Consider the following 16,896-nt stretch of genomic DNA (forward strand, 5'->3'; position numbering starts at 1 on the left):
TGCAGGACTCCACCACGCAATGGCTTTCCTAGACCAGAACCCCGCCATCGGTTTTCCGCTGGCGGCCGGCCTTGGCCTGCTTGTCGGCAGCTTCCTGAACGTGGTCATCCTGCGGCTGCCGCGCCGCATGGAGTGGCAGTGGAAGCGCGACAGCCGCGAGATCCTTGGCGAGCCGGACACCTACGATCCGCCCCCGCCCGGCATCGTGGTGGAGCGCTCGCACTGCCCGCACTGCAAGCACCAGCTGAGCTGGTACGAGAACATCCCGGTGGCCAGCTGGCTGGCGCTGGGCGGCAAGTGCCGCAGCTGCAAGGCGCCCATCTCCCCGCAGTATCCGCTGGTGGAGCTGCTGACCATGCTGCTGTTCCTGGCGTGCGTGTGGCGCTTTGGTTTCGGCTGGCAGGGTTTCGGCGCGATGGTGTTCACGGGCTTCCTGATCGCCATGTCAGGGATCGACCTGCGTACCCAGTTGCTGCCCGACCAGCTGACGCTGCCGCTGATGTGGCTGGGGCTGATCGCCGCGTCGGACAACCTGTACATGACGGCCAAGCCGGCGCTGCTGGGCGCGGTGGCCGGCTACGTGAGTCTTTGGAGCGTGTGGTGGGTCTTCAAGCAGCTCACCGGCAAGGAGGGCATGGGCCACGGCGACTTCAAGCTGCTGGCCGCGCTGGGCGCGTGGGTGGGGCTCAAGGGCATCCTGCCGACCGTCCTGCTCTCGTCGCTGGTCGGCGCGATCATCGGGTCGATCTGGCTGGCGGCCAAGGGCCGCGATCGCGCCACGCCGATTCCGTTTGGCCCGTACTTGGCCATTGCCGGGTGGATCACCTTCTTCTGGGGCGAGCAACTGGTGGACGGTTACCTGAAGCTGGCCGGGCTGGCCTGACCCGCTGCGGCTCGCGGCTCGGCCTCAGGCGCCCTCGCGCGCTTCCAGGGCCAAACGCCGATACAGGCGGTCCAGTGCCTCCACGTGGCCTTGCAGGGCCTCCAGCGGCCCGTTGTTGACGATCACGTCGTCGGCTACCGCCAGCCGCTGCTCGCGGGTGGCCTGCGCGGCGATCATGCGCTGCGCTAAGCCGGCGTCACTGCCGTCGCGGGCCATCAGGCGGGCCTGCTGCACCTCGGGGGGCACGTCCACCACCAGGATGCGGTCCAGCCACGGGTAGGCTTCGCGTCCGCCGCCTTCGGCCAACAGCGGGATGGCGGCAATCGCATACGGACCGGGGGCGGCGCGGCAGGCTGCCTGCATCTGGGCGCGCACACGCGGGTGGATGATGGCTTCCAGCTGGCGGCGGGCAGCGTCGTTGCCAAACACGCGCTGGCGCATGGCGGCGCGATCCAGGCTGCCGTCGGGGGCCAGGACGCCTTCGCCGAACGTGGCCACCACTTCCGCCAAACCGGGCGAGCCAGGGGCCACGGCCTCACGGGCGGCGATGTCGGCATCGGCCACGGTCACGCCAAGCGCTTCGAAACGGCGGGTGACCTCGCTCTTGCCCGAGGCGATGCCGCCGGTGACGGCCACGATGTAGTTGCTCATCCGCGGATGATAGGTCAGCCCCACCACGCGCGGATGGCCGCGACGCCCTGTGCGCCGTGGCGACGAGCTTCGGGCAGGTCGGCGGCGCCGAGGCCGCCAATGGCGTAGAGCGGCAGCGAGACCGCCTCGCGCAGGCGCGCGAAGGCCTCCCAGCCAATGCCGGGGTCGCCGGGGTGGCTGGGGGTGGGCTTCAGGCTGCCGACGACGGCGAAGTCGCAGCCCAGGTCCTGGGCACGGCGCAGGTCTTCGAGCGTGTGGCACGACGCGGCCAACGGCACGCCGGCGGGCATGGGGCGGCGCGCGGGCTCGGCCAGCTGGGCGGCGCGCAGGTGCAGGCCGATGCCCAGCTGGGCGGCCAGGGTGGCATCGCCATTGACCAGCGCCTCGGCACGGGCGGCTTTGCAGCGCGCCACGGCCAAGGCCGCGAGCATGGGCCAGCGCGCCGGGTCATGGCCGTGGGCGCGGAGTTGGACGCGCCGGATGCCGTTGGCGAGGGCCCGGTCCAGGGCCTGCAGCCAGCGCTGCTCGGCCGGGGTGAGCGGCGGCGCCTCGCGGCGCAGGCGCTGTCCGAGTTGGCCCAGATTGCCCACCACCCGGTCCACCGCCGACAAGACGCTGGCCGCAGCGGCGCGCCCAAGGTCCCGCGTGCTTCCGGGCGGCCCCATGGGATCTTCGCCCTGCGGCAAGCCCGCGCTGGCGGCGTCACCCACGGGTGCGATGGCCGCCCCGGGATCCGGGGTCACGAGGTAGCGGTCCGGCTGCCCCAATGCGGCCACCACCGGCACGTCGGCGGGCGGCATCTCGTAGGCGGCCAGCTTGTGCGGGGGCACCCACACCAGCGCCTGCCCCTCGCGGCCGCGCGCGGTGCCGCTGAAGGCGCGCACTTCGCGCACGTCCAGGGTCAGGCGTTTGTCGGGGTACTGCTGCGGGACGGTGATGACGTGCTCGCCGACCTGCGCCTCGATGCCGAGCTCCTCGCGCAGCTCGCGCACCAGGGCGCCTTCGGGTGACTCACCCGGCTCGCGCTTGCCGCCGGGGAACTCCCACAGACCGGCCAGATCGCGGCCCTCGGTGCGACGGGCCAGCAGGATGCGGCCGCGCGCGTCGCGGATCACGCCGGCCACCACTTCGATACTTCGGGTCATGGGATTTTCATTGCGTCCATGCAACAACGCCCACGGCCCGCGGAGGGGACATGGGCGCCGTTGGGGTGGGGGCTCGCCGCGGGCCCGGGGTTACCGGGCCGGTCGCGGGTACTGCGCAGGCACGTTCGCTCAGGCGAGCTGTCCATGGCAGTGCTTGTACTTCTTGCCGCTGCCGCACGGGCAGGGGTCGTTGCGGCTAACGTTGGCGAAGGCGGCCTCGCTGACCTGCGCGGCTTCCTCGTCGGCGCCAAAACCGCCGGCATCGGCATGCTGGAACTGCATCTGGCGGGCCTGGGCTTCGGCCTGGGCGCGCTCCTGCGCTTCCATCTGCGCGATCTCGTCCTCGGTCTGGATGCGCACGCGCGCCAGGAAGGTGGTCACTTCGCGCTTGACCTTCTCCAGCATGTCGGAGAACAGCTCGAAGGCTTCCTTCTTGTACTCCTGCTTGGGCTGCTTCTGCGCGTAGCCGCGCAGGTGGATGCCCTGGCGCAGGTAGTCCATGCGGGCCAGGTGCTCCTTCCAGTTCTGGTCCAGCACGTTGAGCATGATGTGGCGCTCCAGCATGCGCATGGTCTCGGCGCCCAGCGCCTGCTCACGCGTGCTGAAGTACTCGTCCACGGCCTTGCGCACGTGCTCGGCGATGCCTTCGGCATCCAGCTCCTCGTGCTGCTTGACCAGGCCCTGCAGGTCCACGCGCACGCCCATCTCTTCGGCCAGCGTGGCTTCCAGGCCCGGCAGGTCCCACTGCTCGTCCACCGAGTTGGTCGGCACGAAGCGCTCGACGATGTCGCCCACCACGTCCTCGCGGATTCCCAGGATGTTGTCCTGGATGTCCTCGGCGTCCAGCAACTCGTTGCGCTGGCCGTAGATGACCTTGCGCTGGTCGTTGTTGACGTCGTCGAAGTCGAGCAGGTTCTTGCGGATGTCGAAGTTGTGGGCCTCGACCTTGCGCTGCGCGTTGGCGATCTGCTTGGTGACCAGGCCGCTCTCGATGACGTCGTCTTCCTTCAGGCCCATGCGCGCCATGACCTTCTGCACCCAGTCGGCGGCGAAGATGCGCATCAGGTTGTCTTCCAGCGACAGGTAGAAGCGGGACGAGCCCGGGTCACCCTGGCGGCCGGCGCGGCCGCGCAGCTGGTTGTCGATGCGGCGGCTCTCGTGGCGTTCGGTGCCCACGATGTGCAGGCCGCCGGCGGCCTTGACCGCGTCGTGGCGCTGCTGCCACTCGGCCTTCAGGCGGGCCTTGGTGGCCTCATCGACTTCGCCTTCGGCTTCCAGCGCGGCCAGTTCGGCCTCCAGCGAGCCGCCCAGCACGATGTCGGTACCGCGGCCGGCCATGTTGGTGGCGATGGTGATCGCACCCGGACGGCCGGCCTGCGCGACGATGTGCGCTTCGCGCTCGTGCTGCTTGGCGTTGAGCACTTCGTGGGTGATGCCCGCTTCGGTCAGCTGCTGGCTGAGCAGTTCCGACACCTCGATCGAGGTGGTGCCGACCAGCACCGGCTGGCCCTTGGCATTGGCGGCCTTGATCTCGTTGACCACGGCGCGGTACTTGCCGGGGCGGTTGAGGAACACCGCGTCCGGGTAGTCCTTGCGCTGCACCGGCTTGTTGGTCGGGATCACGATCACTTCCAGGCCGTAGATGCTCTGGAATTCGTAAGCCTCGGTGTCCGCCGTACCGGTCATGCCGGCCAGCTTCTTGTACATGCGGAACAGGTTCTGGAACGTGATGCTGGCCAGCGTCTGGTTTTCGCGCTGCACCGGCACGCCTTCCTTCGCCTCCACCGCCTGGTGCAGGCCGTCGGACCAGCGACGGCCGGACAGCGTGCGTCCGGTGAACTCGTCGACGATGATCACTTCGCCATCGCGCACGATGTAGTCCACGTCACGCTGGTAGATGGCGTGCGCGCGCATCGCGGCGTTGAGGTGGTGCACCACGCTCAGGTTGCGCGGGTCGTACAGGTCCTCGTCCTCGCCCAGGATGCCGGCGGCGCGCAGCAGCGCCTCGGCGTGCTCCTGGCCGGCCTCGGACATGTGCACCTGCTTGCCCTTCTCGTCCACCCAGAAGTCGCCCTCGCCTTCTTCGGTGGCCTGGCGGGTGAGTTGCGGAACGATGCGGTTGACCTTGATGTACAGCTCCGGCGACTCGTCGGCCGGGCCGGAGATGATCAGCGGGGTGCGCGCTTCGTCGATCAGGATCGAGTCCACTTCGTCGACGATGGCATAGTGCAGGCCGCGCTGGAAACGGTCTTCCTTGGCCAGCGCCATGTTGTCGCGCAGGTAGTCGAAGCCGAATTCATTGTTGGTGCCGTAGGTGATGTCGGCGGCGTAGGCGGCGGCCTTGTCGCTGTGCGGCATGCCGGGATACACCACGCCCACGCTCAGGCCCAGCCAGTTGTACAGCTTGCCCATCCACGCCGAGTCGCGGCGGGCCAGGTAGTCGTTGACGGTGACCACGTGCACGCCCTTGCCCTCGAGCGCGTTGAGGTACACGGGCAGCGTGCCGACCAGGGTCTTGCCTTCGCCGGTGCGCATCTCGGCGATCTTGCCCAGGTGCAGCACCATGCCGCCGATCAGCTGCACGTCGTAGTGGCGCATGCCCAGCACGCGCTTGGCGGCCTCGCGGCACACGGCAAAGGCTTCGGGAAGGATCTTGTCCAGCGACTCGCCATCGGCGATGCGCTTCTGGAATTCGGGGGTCTTGGCCTGCAGCTCGCTGTCGCTGAGCTTCTGGACCTCGGACTCAAGCGCGTTGATCTTGGTGACGGTGCGTTGCAGTTGGCGCAGCAGGCGATCGTTGCGGCTGCCGAAAACGCGGGTGAGCAGGCTGTTGAGCATGGAGGGTTCCGAAGCGGAAAAGAAAACAGGGCGCCGGGCGCCCTGTCTTGGCGGTCATCCATTCTAGCGTGGTGGCGGGTGAGCGCGCTTTCAAGCGCCCCGCCGTCGCCCTCAGCCGCGGACCTTGACCTTGAGCGGGGACTGCTGGCTCAGGAAGTTGCGCGGGTTGACCACCGCGCCGTTCTGCCAGACCTCGAAGTGCACGTGGGCGCCGGTGGAACGGCCCGACGAGCCGGCCTTGGCGATTTCGCTGCCGGCGCGGACCAGCTCGCCGATGCGGCGGGTCAGGCGCGAATTGTGCGCGTAGCGGGTGACGAAGCCGTTGCCGTGGTCGATTTCCACGGTATGGCCATAGCCCGAGCGGTCGCCGGAAAAGCTGACCACGCCGTCGGCCACGGCCAGCACCGGGTCGCCGATGTCGGCTTCGAAGTCGATGCCCTTGTGGAACTGGCGGCCGCCCTTGATCGGGTCGGCGCGGCCCCCGAAGCTGGAGGTGATGTAGCTGTCGCGGATCGGCTCGCGCGACGGCACGGCATTGAGGTCCAGCTGGCGGTTGAACAGCAGCGACTCCAGCACCGACAACTGCTCGCCGGAGGCGGCGAACTTGCGCTTGAGGTCGTCCATGCCGTCGGTAAGCTCGCCCACCGGCATGTCCTCGACGGCGTCGCCGCCGCCCACGCCCACGGGCTTGTCGAAGTCGAACTCGCCGTCCTGCAGCTGGCCCATGCGGGTCAGGCGTTCGCCCAGGGCGTTGAGGCGGTTGGCCTCGGCCTGCAGCTCGCCAAGGCGGGCGGCCAGGGCATTGACCTCGCGCTGGGCGTCGCGGCGGATGGTCTCGACTTCGGCCTGCTGCTGGCGCAGCTCCGCGCGCATGGACGCGGTGACGACCAGGCTGGCGCCGCCGCCGAGGATGGCGCCGGTGCCGAGCAGGACGGTGATGGCCAGCAGCGGCTTGCGCACGCCCTTGTGGGCCATCTGGTGCAGGAAACGCGAGAACGGTCCCTGCGATTTGTTTAGGATGGAGTGATAGGTCATATGTCCGATGTCTGATTCCCGATCCCCGCCTTCCCCGCCCCCGCCCCAGGAAGCACTCGATGTGCTCATGGCGGCGCCGGCTGGAAACACATTGCGTCGCGCCTTGTGGCTCGACACCGTGGACCGTCGGTTACGTCCCCACCTGCCCCCTTCACTGTCCGCACACGCACGCGTGGCCAACCTTGATCGAGGCAGACTCGTGTTCGTCGTCGATGCACCGGTGTGGCATGCCAAGCTTCGGCTTGCCGCCCCCCAGATTCTCGACGCGGCCCGTTCCCTCGGACTCGACGTGGCCGAAGTCGTCGTCAAGACAACTCCCCCCGTTGCACCGCCTGGGCAGACAACGCGGAAGGCCTTCCCCATGTCCGCGGCTGCACAAAAAGACCTGCAGGCGGCATTGGCGTCACTCAAGAACCCTGACCCCACAGGGTCCAAGTGACGCCTACCGGAGGCGGATGGCTTGGCACGCAACCTGCGTAGCGGCCGTCCGTTACCGGGGGGACGGGGCATCCTAGCGGCCCTTCCCCCTGCTTTTGTTAAGCATTTGGAAGCTGTTCGGTAACTTTTAGTTAAGAAAAGGTTAAAGCGTCACGGGATGTTCACGTCCGTGACCGGGTTAACCTTTAGTACGTGCGCACGGCGAGCGGGCAGCGGCGACCCCACCGGGCGGCCGGCTGGGGAACGGCGGGCGGCTGGAGCGCAGGCCGGGGGAATGGCGCGACGGGTCGCCGCGCCGCAGGCGTCAGACCGGCGCGGGGGTGCCGTAGACGACGGGCGCGGGCGCCTCGTCGGGGAAGCTCACCAGCTCCCAGGCGGCCTGTTCGGCCAGCAGGGCGCGGACCAGCTTGTTGTTGAGGGCATGGCCGGACTTGTAGCCCTCGTAGGCGCCGATGATGGGGTGGCCGGCCAGGTACAGGTCGCCGACCGCATCGAGGATCTTGTGGCGCACGAACTCGTCGGCGTAGCGCAGGCCGTCGTCGTTGAGCACCCGGAACTCGTCGAGGACGATTGCATTGTCCATCGAGCCGCCCAGGCCCAGGTTGCGCTCGCGCATGTACTCCAGGTCGCGCATGAAGCCGAAGGTGCGCGCGCGGCTCACCTCCTTCACGTACGACGCGGTGGAGAACTCGATCTCGGCGCGGGAGTGCGCGGCCGGGATGGCCGGATGGTCGAACTCCACGGTGAAGCCGATGCGGAAGCCGTCGTGCGGCTCGAAACGGGCGACCTTGTCGCCGTCGCGCACTTCCACCGGGCGGGTGATGCGGATGAAGCGCTTGGGCGCGTCCTGCTCGGCGATGCCGGCGGACTGCAGCAGGAACACGAACGGACCGGCGGAGCCATCCATGATCGGCACTTCCGGCGCCGACAGGTCGATGTACGCGTTGTCGATGCCCAGGCCGGCCATTGCCGACAGCAGGTGCTCGACGGTCTGGATCTTGGCCGGGCCGCAACTCAGGCCGGTGCACAGCGTGGTCTCGGTGACCAGGTCGGCCCGCGCGGGGATGTCCATCACCGGGTCCAGGTCCACGCGCCGGAACACGAGGCCGGTATCCACGGCGGCCGGGCGCAGGGTGAGGAACACTTTCTCACCGCTGTGCAGGCCCACGCCGGTGGCGCGGATCACGTTCTTGAGGGTGCGTTGGCGGGGCATCGGCGGTGGATTGGCCTTGGGACAAGTGCGGGTGGGCCGGTTCATGGGGGCGGCCCAATGAGAACCACTCCCAACTTCAGCCGCGGAAGATTAGCACGGGGCATGCTGAACAGCCGCGAAAACCGGGAATGCAGCATCCCGCCAGCGTCAACAGTGACGGGAAAACGGGCCGGTCGGACGCCGCCGACCGACCCACAAGCCCTGCCCGAAGCGGGAGGGCAAACGGTCTTGCTCAGGCCCATGCAACGGGGACACGTTGCAGGGGCCCTGGGACAGGACACGCCCCGAGGCGCCGCTGGCGACGGCGCCGGGGGATGACGCCGGTCAGTCCGCCTGGCGGCGGAGGAAGGCCGGGATGTCGAGGTAGCTGTCGAAGTCAGCTGCACCGGTGCTCGAGGCCGGTTCGGCGGCCGGACGCGCGGCGTTGCTGCGCAGGCTGCCACCGAAGCTCGGGATGGCCGGGCTGCCCGCGTTGAACGAGGCCGTCGGCGCGAAGGCGTCGGCCACGTCGTCGATCGGCAGGCCGGTGGTGCCGTCCAGGCGCGGCTGGCTGCGCACCAGTTCGACCTGCGGGCGGCGGTGGGTCTGGAAGCCAGTGTCGCGGCCACGCTCGTGGATCGGCTGGCGGGCGGCGGCACGGTTCAGGCCGGTGGCGACCACGGTGACCTTGACCTCGTCCTGCATGTCCGGATCGAGCACGGTGCCGATCACCACGGTGGCGTCCTCGGAAGCGAAGCCTTCGATGGTGCGGCCCACTTCGTCGAACTCGGCCATGGTGAAGTCGGGGCCGGCGGTGATGTTGACCAGGATGCCGTTGGCGCCGGCCAGGTTCACGTCGTCCAGCAGCGGGTTCTGGATGGCGGACTCGGCGGCGGCCTGCGCGCGGTCGTCGCCGCGGGCGCTGCCGGTGCCCATCATGGCCAGGCCCATCTCGCTCATCACGGTGCGCACGTCGGCGAAGTCGACGTTGATCAGGCCCGGGCGCACGATCAGGTCGGCGATGCCCTGCACGGCGCCCAGCAGCACGTCGTTGGCGGCGCGGAAGGCCTGGATCATGGTGGCGTTGCGGCCGAGGACGGTGATCAGCTTTTCATTCGGAATGGTGATCAGCGAGTCGCAGTGGTGGCTCAGTTCCTCGATGCCCTTGAGCGCGACCTGCATGCGGCGGCGGCCTTCGAACGGGAACGGCTTGGTGACCACGGCCACGGTCAGGATGCCCATCTCCTTTGCCAGCTGCGCCACGACCGGCGCGGCGCCGGTGCCGGTGCCGCCGCCCATGCCGGCGGTGATGAACACCATGTCGGCGCCCTGCAGCGCGTCCATCAGGCGCTCGCGGTCTTCCAGCGCGGCCTGGCGGCCGACTTCCGGGTTGGCGCCTGCGCCCAGGCCCTTGGTGACGTTGCCACCGAGCTGCAGCTGCAGCTTGGCGCCGCAATTCTTGATGGCCTGCGAGTCGGTGTTGGCGGTGATGAATTCCACGCCGTCGACGTTGCCATTGACCATGTGCGCGACCGCGTTGCCGCCGCCGCCGCCCACGCCGATGACCTTGATCACCGCATTCGGGGCCATCTGTTCAACCAGTTCAAAGTGCGCCATGTCCGTGTCCTCGATTTGTCTAGTTATGTGTGCTGCTGTTGTTGTTTGCGTTGCTTCGGGTGTCGCCCTGGCGGGCGCTGCATCCCTGCCTATGACTGCCTTCCAACCACGCTTCGACTCCCCTTCCCCACTCCGCCGGCCGCCGCGCCCTCACGGTGGCCGTGTCTTGCACCCGCGACGTCAGAACTCGCCGCGATACCAGTTCTTCAACTTGCTCAGGAACCCGCCCGCACGCCCGGTGGGCAGCACCGGCCGGCGCGGGTTCTCGATCTGGCTGCCCATCAGCAGCAGGCCCACGCCGGTGGCGTGCACCGGGTTGCCCACCACTTCGCCCAATCCCGTGACGTGCTGGGGGATGCCCACGCGCACCGGCATCTGCAGCATCTCTTCGGCCAGCTCGACCACACCTTCCATCTTGGCGGCGCCGCCGGTCAGCACCATGCCGGCGCGGACGTGCTGTTCGAAGCCGCTGCGGCGCAGTTCGGCCTGCACCATCTCGAAGATTTCCTCGTAACGGGCCTGCACGGCCTGCGCCAACGAGGCGCGCGGCATGCGGCGCGGCGGGCGGTCGCCCACAGACGGCACCTGGATGGATTCCTCGGCGGTCGCCATCTGCGCCAGCGCGCAGGCGTAACGCACCTTGATCTGCTCGGCCTCGGGCGTGGGCGTGCGCAGCATGTGCGCGATGTCCTCGGTGACCTTGTCGCCGGCAATCGGCAGGCTGGCGCTGTGCGCGATCGCGCCGCCGACAAACACGGCGATGTCGGTGGTACCGGCGCCCATGTCGACCAGCACCACGCCGAGCTCGCGCTCGTCGCTGGTCAGCACGGCGTTGCTGGAGGCCAGCACGCCCAGGATCAGGTCATCGACCTGCAGGCCGCACTTCTGCACGCACTTGGTGATGTTGGCGGCGGCGGCGCCGGCACAGGTGACCAGGTGCGCGTGCACTTCCAGGCGCACGCCCGTCATGCCGACCGGGTTGCGGATGCCTTCCTGCGAGCCGTCGAGCACGTAGTCGCGCGGGATGGCGTGCAGGATCTTCTGGTCGGCGGGAATGGCGACGGCCTTGGCCGCTTCCAGCACGCGGTCCAGGTCGGCCAGGGTCACTTCGCCATCGCGGATCGGCGCCACGCCCTGCGAATTGCGGCACTGGATGTGGCTGCCGGAAATGGAGGCGTACACCGAGCGGATCTCGCAGCCGGCCATCAGCTCGGCTTCCTCGATCGCGCGCTGGATGGACTGCACGGTGGAGTCGATGTCCACGACCACGCCACGACGCATGCCGCGCGACTCATGCGAGCCGATGCCGATCACCTCGATCGGATTGCCCGGCGAGTACTCACCGACCAGCGCCACCACCTTGGAGGTGCCGATATCGAGGCCAACGATCAGGGATTTGTCACCCTTGCGGTTCATGTCTGTCCTTGCTGCGTGGTGCTGCCGCCCGGCATGGCCGGTGCGGTGGGGGAAACGGGGGCGTCCTCGGCGGACGGCTTGGGCGCCGGCGCCCAGGACAGCGCGAAACCATTGGTGTAGCGGAGGTCGGCGCGGGTCAGCACCTTCTCCTGTTGCGCCAGCAACTGCGGCATCAGCCGCACGAAGCGCTTGAGTCGGGCGCGCGCCTCGCTGCGACCGACCACCACTTCGGCGCCGCTGGCGGCGACGTCGGTGGTGCGCGCACGGCTCTGCAGCACCAGACTCCAGCTGCCGCGCGCATCGATTTGCAGCTTGTCGACGTTGAAGCCGATGGGCGCGAACAGTTCGCGCGACTCGTTGTAAAGCGATACCACTTCGGGCACCCGCGACTCGGGGCCGCCCAGGTGCGGCAGGCCCTTGGGGACCTGCACGCCCTTGGCGGGGAACAGGCGACCCTCTTCCGACAGCAGGCGGTCCTCGCCCCAGCGGGCGAAGGGATGGTGCTCGGTGACGCGCACTTCCAGCACGTCGGGCCAGCGCTTGCGCACGTCCGCGGTCTCGACCCACGGCAGGCGGGCGACCGCGTTGCGCGCGGCTTCCAGGTCGACCGCGAAGAAACCGCGCTTGGCGTACGGCAACAGGGTTTTCTGCAGCAGCGCGCCGTCGACCCGCTCAAACTCGCCGGTCACGCGCAGCTTGGACAGCGGCCAGTGGCCCGCGCCCACCCAGCCGTTGACCACGGCCACCACCGGCAGCACCACCAGTGCTACCGCCAGCAGCCATCCGACGAGTCGCAGCAGGGCGTTCACGCCGCCGCACCTCCTTGCAGGCTGGACTCCAGCACGCGCCAGCACAGGTCTTCGAAGCTGATGCCGACTTGGCGCGCGGCCTTGGGCACCAGTGAGTGACTGGTCATGCCCGGCGCGGTGTTCACTTCGAGCAGGTAGAACTGGCCGGTGGCGCGGTCGCGCATCACGTCCACGCGGCCCCAGCCGGTGCAGCCGGCGGCGAGGAACGCTGCGAGCGCGATGCGCTGGATCTCCGCTTCCGCCTCGCCTTCCAGACCGGGGCACAGGTACTGGGTGTCTTCGGCGATGTACTTGGCGTTGTAGTCGTACCACTCGCCCTTGGGCACGATGCGGATCGACGGCAGCGCGGTGTGGCCTTCGCCGTTGGCGAGGATGCCGACGGTCAGTTCGTCGCCGACCACCAATTGCTCCATCAGCATCTCGCCGGGGTAGCGCGCGGCGAGCGCGACGGCATCGGCGAGGCCCGCCTCGTCATGCACGCGCGAGACGCCGACGCTGGAGCCTTCGCAGGAGGGCTTGATGATCAGCGGCAGGCCGATCTGGCGCGCGGCGGCGTGCACGTCATCGCCCTTGGCCAGACGCACGTAGCGCGGCGTCGGCAGGCCGACACTCAGCCACACCTGCTTGGTGCGGATCTTGTCCATGGCCAGCGCGGAACCGAGCACGTCCGAGCCGGTGAACGGCACGCCCAGCGCGGTGAGCAGGCCCTGCAGCACGCCGTCCTCGCCACCACCCTTGTTGCCATGGAGAATGTTGAACACGCGGTCGACCTTGCCGGCGCGGATCGCCTCCACCAGTGCGGGGATGCCGTCCACGGCGAAGGCGTCGATGTGGTGGGCACGCAGCGCGTCGAGCACGTTGCGGCCGGAGTCGAGCGACACCTCGCGCTCGGAACTGGTGCCGCCCATCAGTACGGCGACGCGACCGAACACGGCCGGGTCGGTGACGCGCGGGGCGACGAAGGGCACGGTGGGGGCCGGCACGTTCACTTGGGTTCTCCTTGCGGGGCCGCGTCCGCGAAGCCGGACTTGGCGATGTGTTGCGCGGCATGGCCGATGTCACCCGCGCCCATCATCAGCAGCAGGTCGCCATCGGCGAGGATGTCGGGGAGCACCTGGGCCAGCTCGGCGGAGGTGTGCACCACCACCGGGTCGATGCGGCCACGGGCGCGAATGGCGCGGGCCAGCGACTTCGCATCGGCGCCCGCGATGGGCGCCTCACCGGCCGGATAAACCTCGGTCAGGACCAGCGCATCGACCGACGACAGCACGGCGGCGAAGTCATCGAACAGGTCGCGGGTTCGGCTGTAGCGGTGCGGCTGGAAGGCCACGACCAGGCGCTTGTCCGGCCAGCCGCCGCGCGCGGCTGCGAACACCGCTTCCAGCTCCTTGGGGTGGTGGCCGTAATCGTCCACCAGCGTGACCTTGGCGCCCTTGGCGGTGCTGGGCTCGGCCAGCAGGTTGAAGCGGCGGCCGATGCCGGCGAACTTCTCAAGCGCGCGTCCGATGGCGTCGGCGGTGACGCCGAGCTGCCAGCCCACCGCCGCGGCGGCCAGCGAATTGAGCACGTTGTGGCGGCCGGGGAGCGCCAGTGTGACCGGCGTGTGCGTGCCGTCGGGCAGGCACAGGGTGAAGCGCATGTGCGGGCCGGCCTGCTGCACGTCCACCGCGCGGACATCGGCATGTTCGCCGAAGCCGTAGGTCATCACGTGGCGCGAGGTGCGCGCGGCGAGCGCCGCCACTTCCGGATCCTCGATGCACAGCACGGCCAGGCCGTAGAACGGCAGGCGGTGCAGGAATTCGTCGAATGCGGCCTGGACCTTGGCAAAGTCGCCGCCGTAATTCTCCAGATGGTCGGCATCGATGTTGGTGACCACCGCGATCTGCGGGTTGAGGCGCAGGAAGCTGCCGTCGCTTTCGTCGGCCTCGGCCACCAGCCAGTCGCCCTTGCCCAGGCGCGCATTGGCACCCGCGGCGAGCAACTGGCCACCGATGACGAAGGTCGGGTCGATCCCGCCCTCGCCCAGCACGCTGGCCGTGAGCGAGGTGGTGGTGGTCTTGCCGTGGGTGCCGGCGACCGCGATGCCGCGCTTGAAGCGCATCAGCTCGGCGAGCATCTCCGCACGCGGCACCACCGGGATACGCTGCGCGCGCGCTTCCATCAATTCCGGGTTATCGGCCTTGATCGCGCTGGAAACCACCACGCAGTCGGTGCCCAGCACGTTGGCCGCCGCATGGCCTTTCTGCACGCTGATGCCGAGCGAGGCGAGGCGACGGGTGACTGCGTTGTCGGCGTTGTCCGAACCGGACACCTGGTAGCCGAGCGTGCACATCACTTCCGCGATGCCGCTCATGCCGACACCGCCGATACCGACGAAGTGCACGCGCGGGAAGGCCTTGGCGAGGTCGCCGTTGTGTTGCAGGCGGCGGCGAAGGGCCGAACTCATGCGGTGTGCTCCAGGACGATGTCGGCAACGCGGGCGGCCGCGTCGGGTTTGGCGAGCGACCGCGCGGCCTGCGCCATGTGCAGCAGGGCATCGCGGTCGTTGAGGGATTGCAGGGTGGCGGCCAGGCGCTGGTCGAGCCCATCGTCCTGGGGCAGCAGGCGCGCGGCATGGCGTGCGACCAGGTACTGCGCGTTCTTGGTCTGGTGGTCGTCCACGGCCTGCGGGAACGGCACCAGCACGCTGGGCACGCCCACCGCGCACAGCTCGGCCAGCGTCAACGCGCCCGCCCGGCACACCACGACATCCGCCCACGCATAGGCGGCCGCCATGTCGGCAATGAACGGTTCCACCGACGCGGACACGCCGGCCTGCGCGTAGGCCTGTTCGGCTTCGGCGCGCATCTTCTCGCCGCACTGGTGGCGGACGTCAAAGGCCACCGCGCCGTGCAGTGCCGCGATCGCCTTCGGCACCGCGGCATTCAAGGCGCGGGCGCCCTGGCTGCCGCCCAGCACCAGCAGGCGCAGCGGACCTTCGCGACCAGCGAAGCGCTGCTCGGGCGGGGCGACGGCGGAAATCTCAGCCCGCACCGGATTGCCGACCACTTCTTCCTGCACCGTGTGGAAGGTGTCCGGGAAGCCGGTCAGTACATGGCGCGCCAGGCGCGACAACACACGGTTGGTCATGCCCGGCGCGCGGTTTTGTTCGTGCACGATCAGCGGAATACCCGCCAGGCGCGCGGCCAGCCCACCGGGGCCAGCCGCAAAACCACCAAAGCTGATGACGGCGCGCGGCTGGCGCTGCCGCAGCACCTGGCCGGCGGCGCGCACCGTGCCCAGCAGCTTGAACGGCGCCGCCAGCAGCGTGGCGATGCCCTTGCCGCGCACACCGCGCACGGCAATGGTGTCGATGGCGATGTCGTGCTGCGGCACCAGCCGCGTCTCCATGCCGCCCTCGGCCCCCAGCCACAGCACGGGCTGGCCACGCTCGCGCAGGGCACGGGCCACGGCCAGGCCCGGGAAGATATGACCGCCGGTGCCACCGGCGAGGATCATCACCGGGTGCAGGTCGGTATCGGTGGCGGCGGGCTTCATACGCCCCTCCCGAGGACGGGCTCGACGCGCTGGCGCAGCCGGCTGGTGCCGCGCACCGCATCGGCACCCTTGGACACGGCCACGCGCGCGGCGGCAGCCATGGCAGGCAGCGGCTGGGCGGTGGGCGGGATGTAGGCGGGCGCACCGCTCATGGCGGCCGCGCTTTCGCCGCGACGCAGCGCGACCTGGCGCTGCGCGCGATCAAGTTCGTAGGACACGCGCAGCAGCAGGCCGACGGCGACACAGGTCATCATCACGCTGGAACCGCCGTAGGAAATCAGCGGCAGGGTCAGGCCCTTCGTCGGCAGCAGCCCCAGGTTCACGCCGATGGACACCAGTGCCTGCAAACCGATCCACAGGCCGATGCCGAAGGCGCAGTAGCCGGCGAAGTGACGGCGCATCTCCACGCACTTGTAGCCCACCCAGAACGCGCGTCCGACGAAGGCGGTGAAGAGGCCCACGACCATGACCACGCCCAGGAACCCGAACTCCTCGGCGATGACCGCCATGATGAAGTCCGTGTGCGCTTCCGGCAGGTAAGACAGCTTCTGCACCGACGCACCCAGGCCCACGCCCAGCCATTCGCCGCGCCCGACGGCCATCAGCGCATTGGCCAACTGGTAGCCGGCGCCAAAGGGATCGGCGAACGGGTCGGTGAACGAGGTGATGCGGCGCATGCGGTACGGCTCGGCGATGGCGATCACGGCCAGCAGCGGCAGGCCGATCAGCACCGGCGCGAACATGCGCGGCATGTTCACCCCGCCCAGCACCAGCATGCCCGCGGTGATGGCCAGCAGCAGCGAGGAGGACCCGAAGTCTGGCTGCATCAGCAGGATGACCACCAGCGCGACGGCCACGCCCAGCGGCTTGAGCATGGCGGGCCAGGTGGCGCTGACCTCTTCGCTGAAGCGCTTGAGGTAACTCGCCAGCCAGATGATGAAGAACAGCTTGACGGCTTCGACCGCCTGGAAGCCGGCGATGCCAAGATTCAGCCAGCGGCGCGCGCCATTGACGGTGCGGCCGATGCCCGGCACGAACACCAGCAGCAACAGCACGAAGCACGCCAGCAACAACCACCAGCTGTGCTGCTCGACCGTCTTGAGCTCGGTGCGCGCGATCCACGCGGCCAGCACCAGGCCGCCACCAATGAACACGGCATGGCGGATAAGGTAGTAGTACTGGCTGGAGCCTTCGTCTTCGGCGATGGCGACCGATGCCGAGCCCACCATGACCACGCCCAGGCAGACCAGTGCCAGGGCGATACCCAGCAGCCAGGGATCGAAACGGCCCTGGATGGCGTCGAGGCGGGTGGCTTGGCGGGCGGCGGCATCCATG

14 protein-coding genes and 1 pseudogene are annotated in these 16,896 nt (G+C 69.1%); 2 read left to right on the forward strand and 13 right to left on the reverse strand.

Going from position 1 to position 16,896, the window contains the following annotated elements; all coding sequences use genetic code 11:
- Positions 1-19: 19 nt before the first annotated feature.
- The gene (locus ACYVBS_RS12150) at positions 20-883 is read left to right on the forward strand and encodes a prepilin peptidase (RefSeq protein ID WP_460823932.1); all 864 of its coding nucleotides are present in this window, start codon (positions 20-22) and stop codon (positions 881-883) included.
- Positions 884-907: 24 nt separating this feature from the next.
- Here ACYVBS_RS12150 and coaE read toward each other — a convergent pair whose 3' ends face one another.
- From coaE to ACYVBS_RS12175, 5 genes and pseudogenes are all read right to left on the reverse strand, one after another.
- A complete protein-coding gene (gene coaE / locus ACYVBS_RS12155; protein ID WP_460823933.1) occupies positions 908-1,534 on the reverse strand; it encodes a dephospho-CoA kinase in 627 nt (208 codons plus the stop codon).
- Positions 1,535-1,548: 14 nt separating this feature from the next.
- A complete protein-coding gene (locus ACYVBS_RS12160) occupies positions 1,549-2,199 on the reverse strand; it encodes a thiamine phosphate synthase (protein ID WP_460824061.1) in 651 nt (216 codons plus the stop codon).
- Between the two features lie 63 nt (positions 2,200-2,262).
- Positions 2,263-2,679 (reverse strand): annotated as a pseudogene (gene mutT / locus ACYVBS_RS12165) (8-oxo-dGTP diphosphatase MutT); the annotation flags it as partial.
- A 129-nt stretch (positions 2,680-2,808) separates the two neighbouring features.
- Positions 2,809-5,517: a preprotein translocase subunit SecA gene (gene secA, locus ACYVBS_RS12170; RefSeq protein WP_460823934.1), complete on the reverse strand. Its 2,709-nt coding sequence runs from the start codon at positions 5,515-5,517 to the stop codon at positions 2,809-2,811.
- A gap of 111 nt (positions 5,518-5,628) precedes the next feature.
- Positions 5,629-6,552, reverse strand: a complete 924-nt coding sequence (locus tag ACYVBS_RS12175; protein ID WP_460823935.1) for a peptidoglycan DD-metalloendopeptidase family protein — start codon at positions 6,550-6,552, stop codon at positions 5,629-5,631.
- Between the two features lie 67 nt (positions 6,553-6,619).
- On the opposite strand from ACYVBS_RS12175, the gene ACYVBS_RS12180 reads away from it, so the two are divergent.
- Positions 6,620-6,991, forward strand: coding sequence for a DciA family protein (locus tag ACYVBS_RS12180; RefSeq protein ID WP_460823936.1), 372 nt, complete (start codon positions 6,620-6,622; stop codon positions 6,989-6,991).
- A gap of 303 nt (positions 6,992-7,294) precedes the next feature.
- On the opposite strand, the gene lpxC is transcribed toward ACYVBS_RS12180, so the two are convergent.
- The 8 genes from lpxC to ftsW all read right to left on the reverse strand — a co-directional run bounded on the left by lpxC (position 7,295) and on the right by ftsW (position 16,895).
- Positions 7,295-8,203, reverse strand: coding sequence for a UDP-3-O-acyl-N-acetylglucosamine deacetylase (gene lpxC / locus ACYVBS_RS12185; protein ID WP_460823937.1), 909 nt, complete (start codon positions 8,201-8,203; stop codon positions 7,295-7,297).
- Positions 8,204-8,527: 324 nt separating this feature from the next.
- Complete coding sequence (gene ftsZ / locus ACYVBS_RS12190; protein ID WP_460823938.1) at positions 8,528-9,799, reverse strand: cell division protein FtsZ; 1,272 nt, start codon at positions 9,797-9,799, stop codon at positions 8,528-8,530.
- 180 nt (positions 9,800-9,979) lie between these two features.
- Positions 9,980-11,215, reverse strand: coding sequence for a cell division protein FtsA (gene ftsA / locus ACYVBS_RS12195; protein WP_036138431.1), 1,236 nt, complete (start codon positions 11,213-11,215; stop codon positions 9,980-9,982).
- Entirely contained in the window at positions 11,212-12,024 is an 813-nt protein-coding gene (locus ACYVBS_RS12200) for a cell division protein FtsQ/DivIB (protein WP_460823939.1), read from the reverse strand. Before ACYVBS_RS12200 ends, ftsA begins: the two co-directional genes overlap by 4 nt.
- Positions 12,021-12,992: a D-alanine--D-alanine ligase gene (locus tag ACYVBS_RS12205; RefSeq protein ID WP_460824062.1), complete on the reverse strand. Its 972-nt coding sequence runs from the start codon at positions 12,990-12,992 to the stop codon at positions 12,021-12,023. Before ACYVBS_RS12205 ends, ACYVBS_RS12200 begins: the two co-directional genes overlap by 4 nt.
- Before the next feature lie 17 nt (positions 12,993-13,009).
- Positions 13,010-14,470: a UDP-N-acetylmuramate--L-alanine ligase gene (murC, locus tag ACYVBS_RS12210; protein WP_460823940.1), complete on the reverse strand. Its 1,461-nt coding sequence runs from the start codon at positions 14,468-14,470 to the stop codon at positions 13,010-13,012.
- Positions 14,467-15,561 (reverse strand): undecaprenyldiphospho-muramoylpentapeptide beta-N-acetylglucosaminyltransferase, encoded by a 1,095-nt coding sequence (gene murG, locus ACYVBS_RS12215; protein ID WP_460823941.1) that lies wholly within the window; start codon positions 15,559-15,561, stop codon positions 14,467-14,469. The genes murC and murG overlap by 4 nt, the downstream gene beginning before the upstream one ends.
- A complete protein-coding gene (gene ftsW / locus ACYVBS_RS12220; RefSeq protein ID WP_460823942.1) occupies positions 15,558-16,895 on the reverse strand; it encodes a putative lipid II flippase FtsW in 1,338 nt (445 codons plus the stop codon). Before ftsW ends, murG begins: the two co-directional genes overlap by 4 nt.
- Between the last annotated feature and the right edge of the window lies 1 nt (position 16,896).

It is taken from the genome of Lysobacter olei (genome assembly GCF_054777355.1).

Excerpts from the sequence above, each read along its gene's own strand:
- ACYVBS_RS12150 (WP_460823932.1), top strand. The coding sequence starts at position 20 with ATGGCTTTCCTAGACCAGAACCCCGCCATCGGTTTTCCGCTGGCGGCC.
- coaE (WP_460823933.1), bottom strand. The coding sequence starts at position 1,534 with ATGAGCAACTACATCGTGGCCGTCACCGGCGGCATCGCCTCGGGCAAG.
- ACYVBS_RS12160 (WP_460824061.1), bottom strand. The coding sequence starts at position 2,199 with ATGGGGCCGCCCGGAAGCACGCGGGACCTTGGGCGCGCCGCTGCGGCC.
- secA (WP_460823934.1), bottom strand. The coding sequence starts at position 5,517 with ATGCTCAACAGCCTGCTCACCCGCGTTTTCGGCAGCCGCAACGATCGC.
- ACYVBS_RS12175 (WP_460823935.1), bottom strand. The coding sequence starts at position 6,552 with ATGACCTATCACTCCATCCTAAACAAATCGCAGGGACCGTTCTCGCGT.
- ACYVBS_RS12180 (WP_460823936.1), top strand. The coding sequence starts at position 6,620 with ATGGCGGCGCCGGCTGGAAACACATTGCGTCGCGCCTTGTGGCTCGAC.
- lpxC (WP_460823937.1), bottom strand. The coding sequence starts at position 8,203 with ATGCCCCGCCAACGCACCCTCAAGAACGTGATCCGCGCCACCGGCGTG.
- ftsZ (WP_460823938.1), bottom strand. The coding sequence starts at position 9,799 with ATGGCGCACTTTGAACTGGTTGAACAGATGGCCCCGAATGCGGTGATC.
- ftsA (WP_036138431.1), bottom strand. The coding sequence starts at position 11,215 with ATGAACCGCAAGGGTGACAAATCCCTGATCGTTGGCCTCGATATCGGC.
- murC (WP_460823940.1), bottom strand. The coding sequence starts at position 14,470 with ATGAGTTCGGCCCTTCGCCGCCGCCTGCAACACAACGGCGACCTCGCC.
- murG (WP_460823941.1), bottom strand. The coding sequence starts at position 15,561 with ATGAAGCCCGCCGCCACCGATACCGACCTGCACCCGGTGATGATCCTC.
- ftsW (WP_460823942.1), bottom strand. The coding sequence starts at position 16,895 with ATGGATGCCGCCGCCCGCCAAGCCACCCGCCTCGACGCCATCCAGGGC.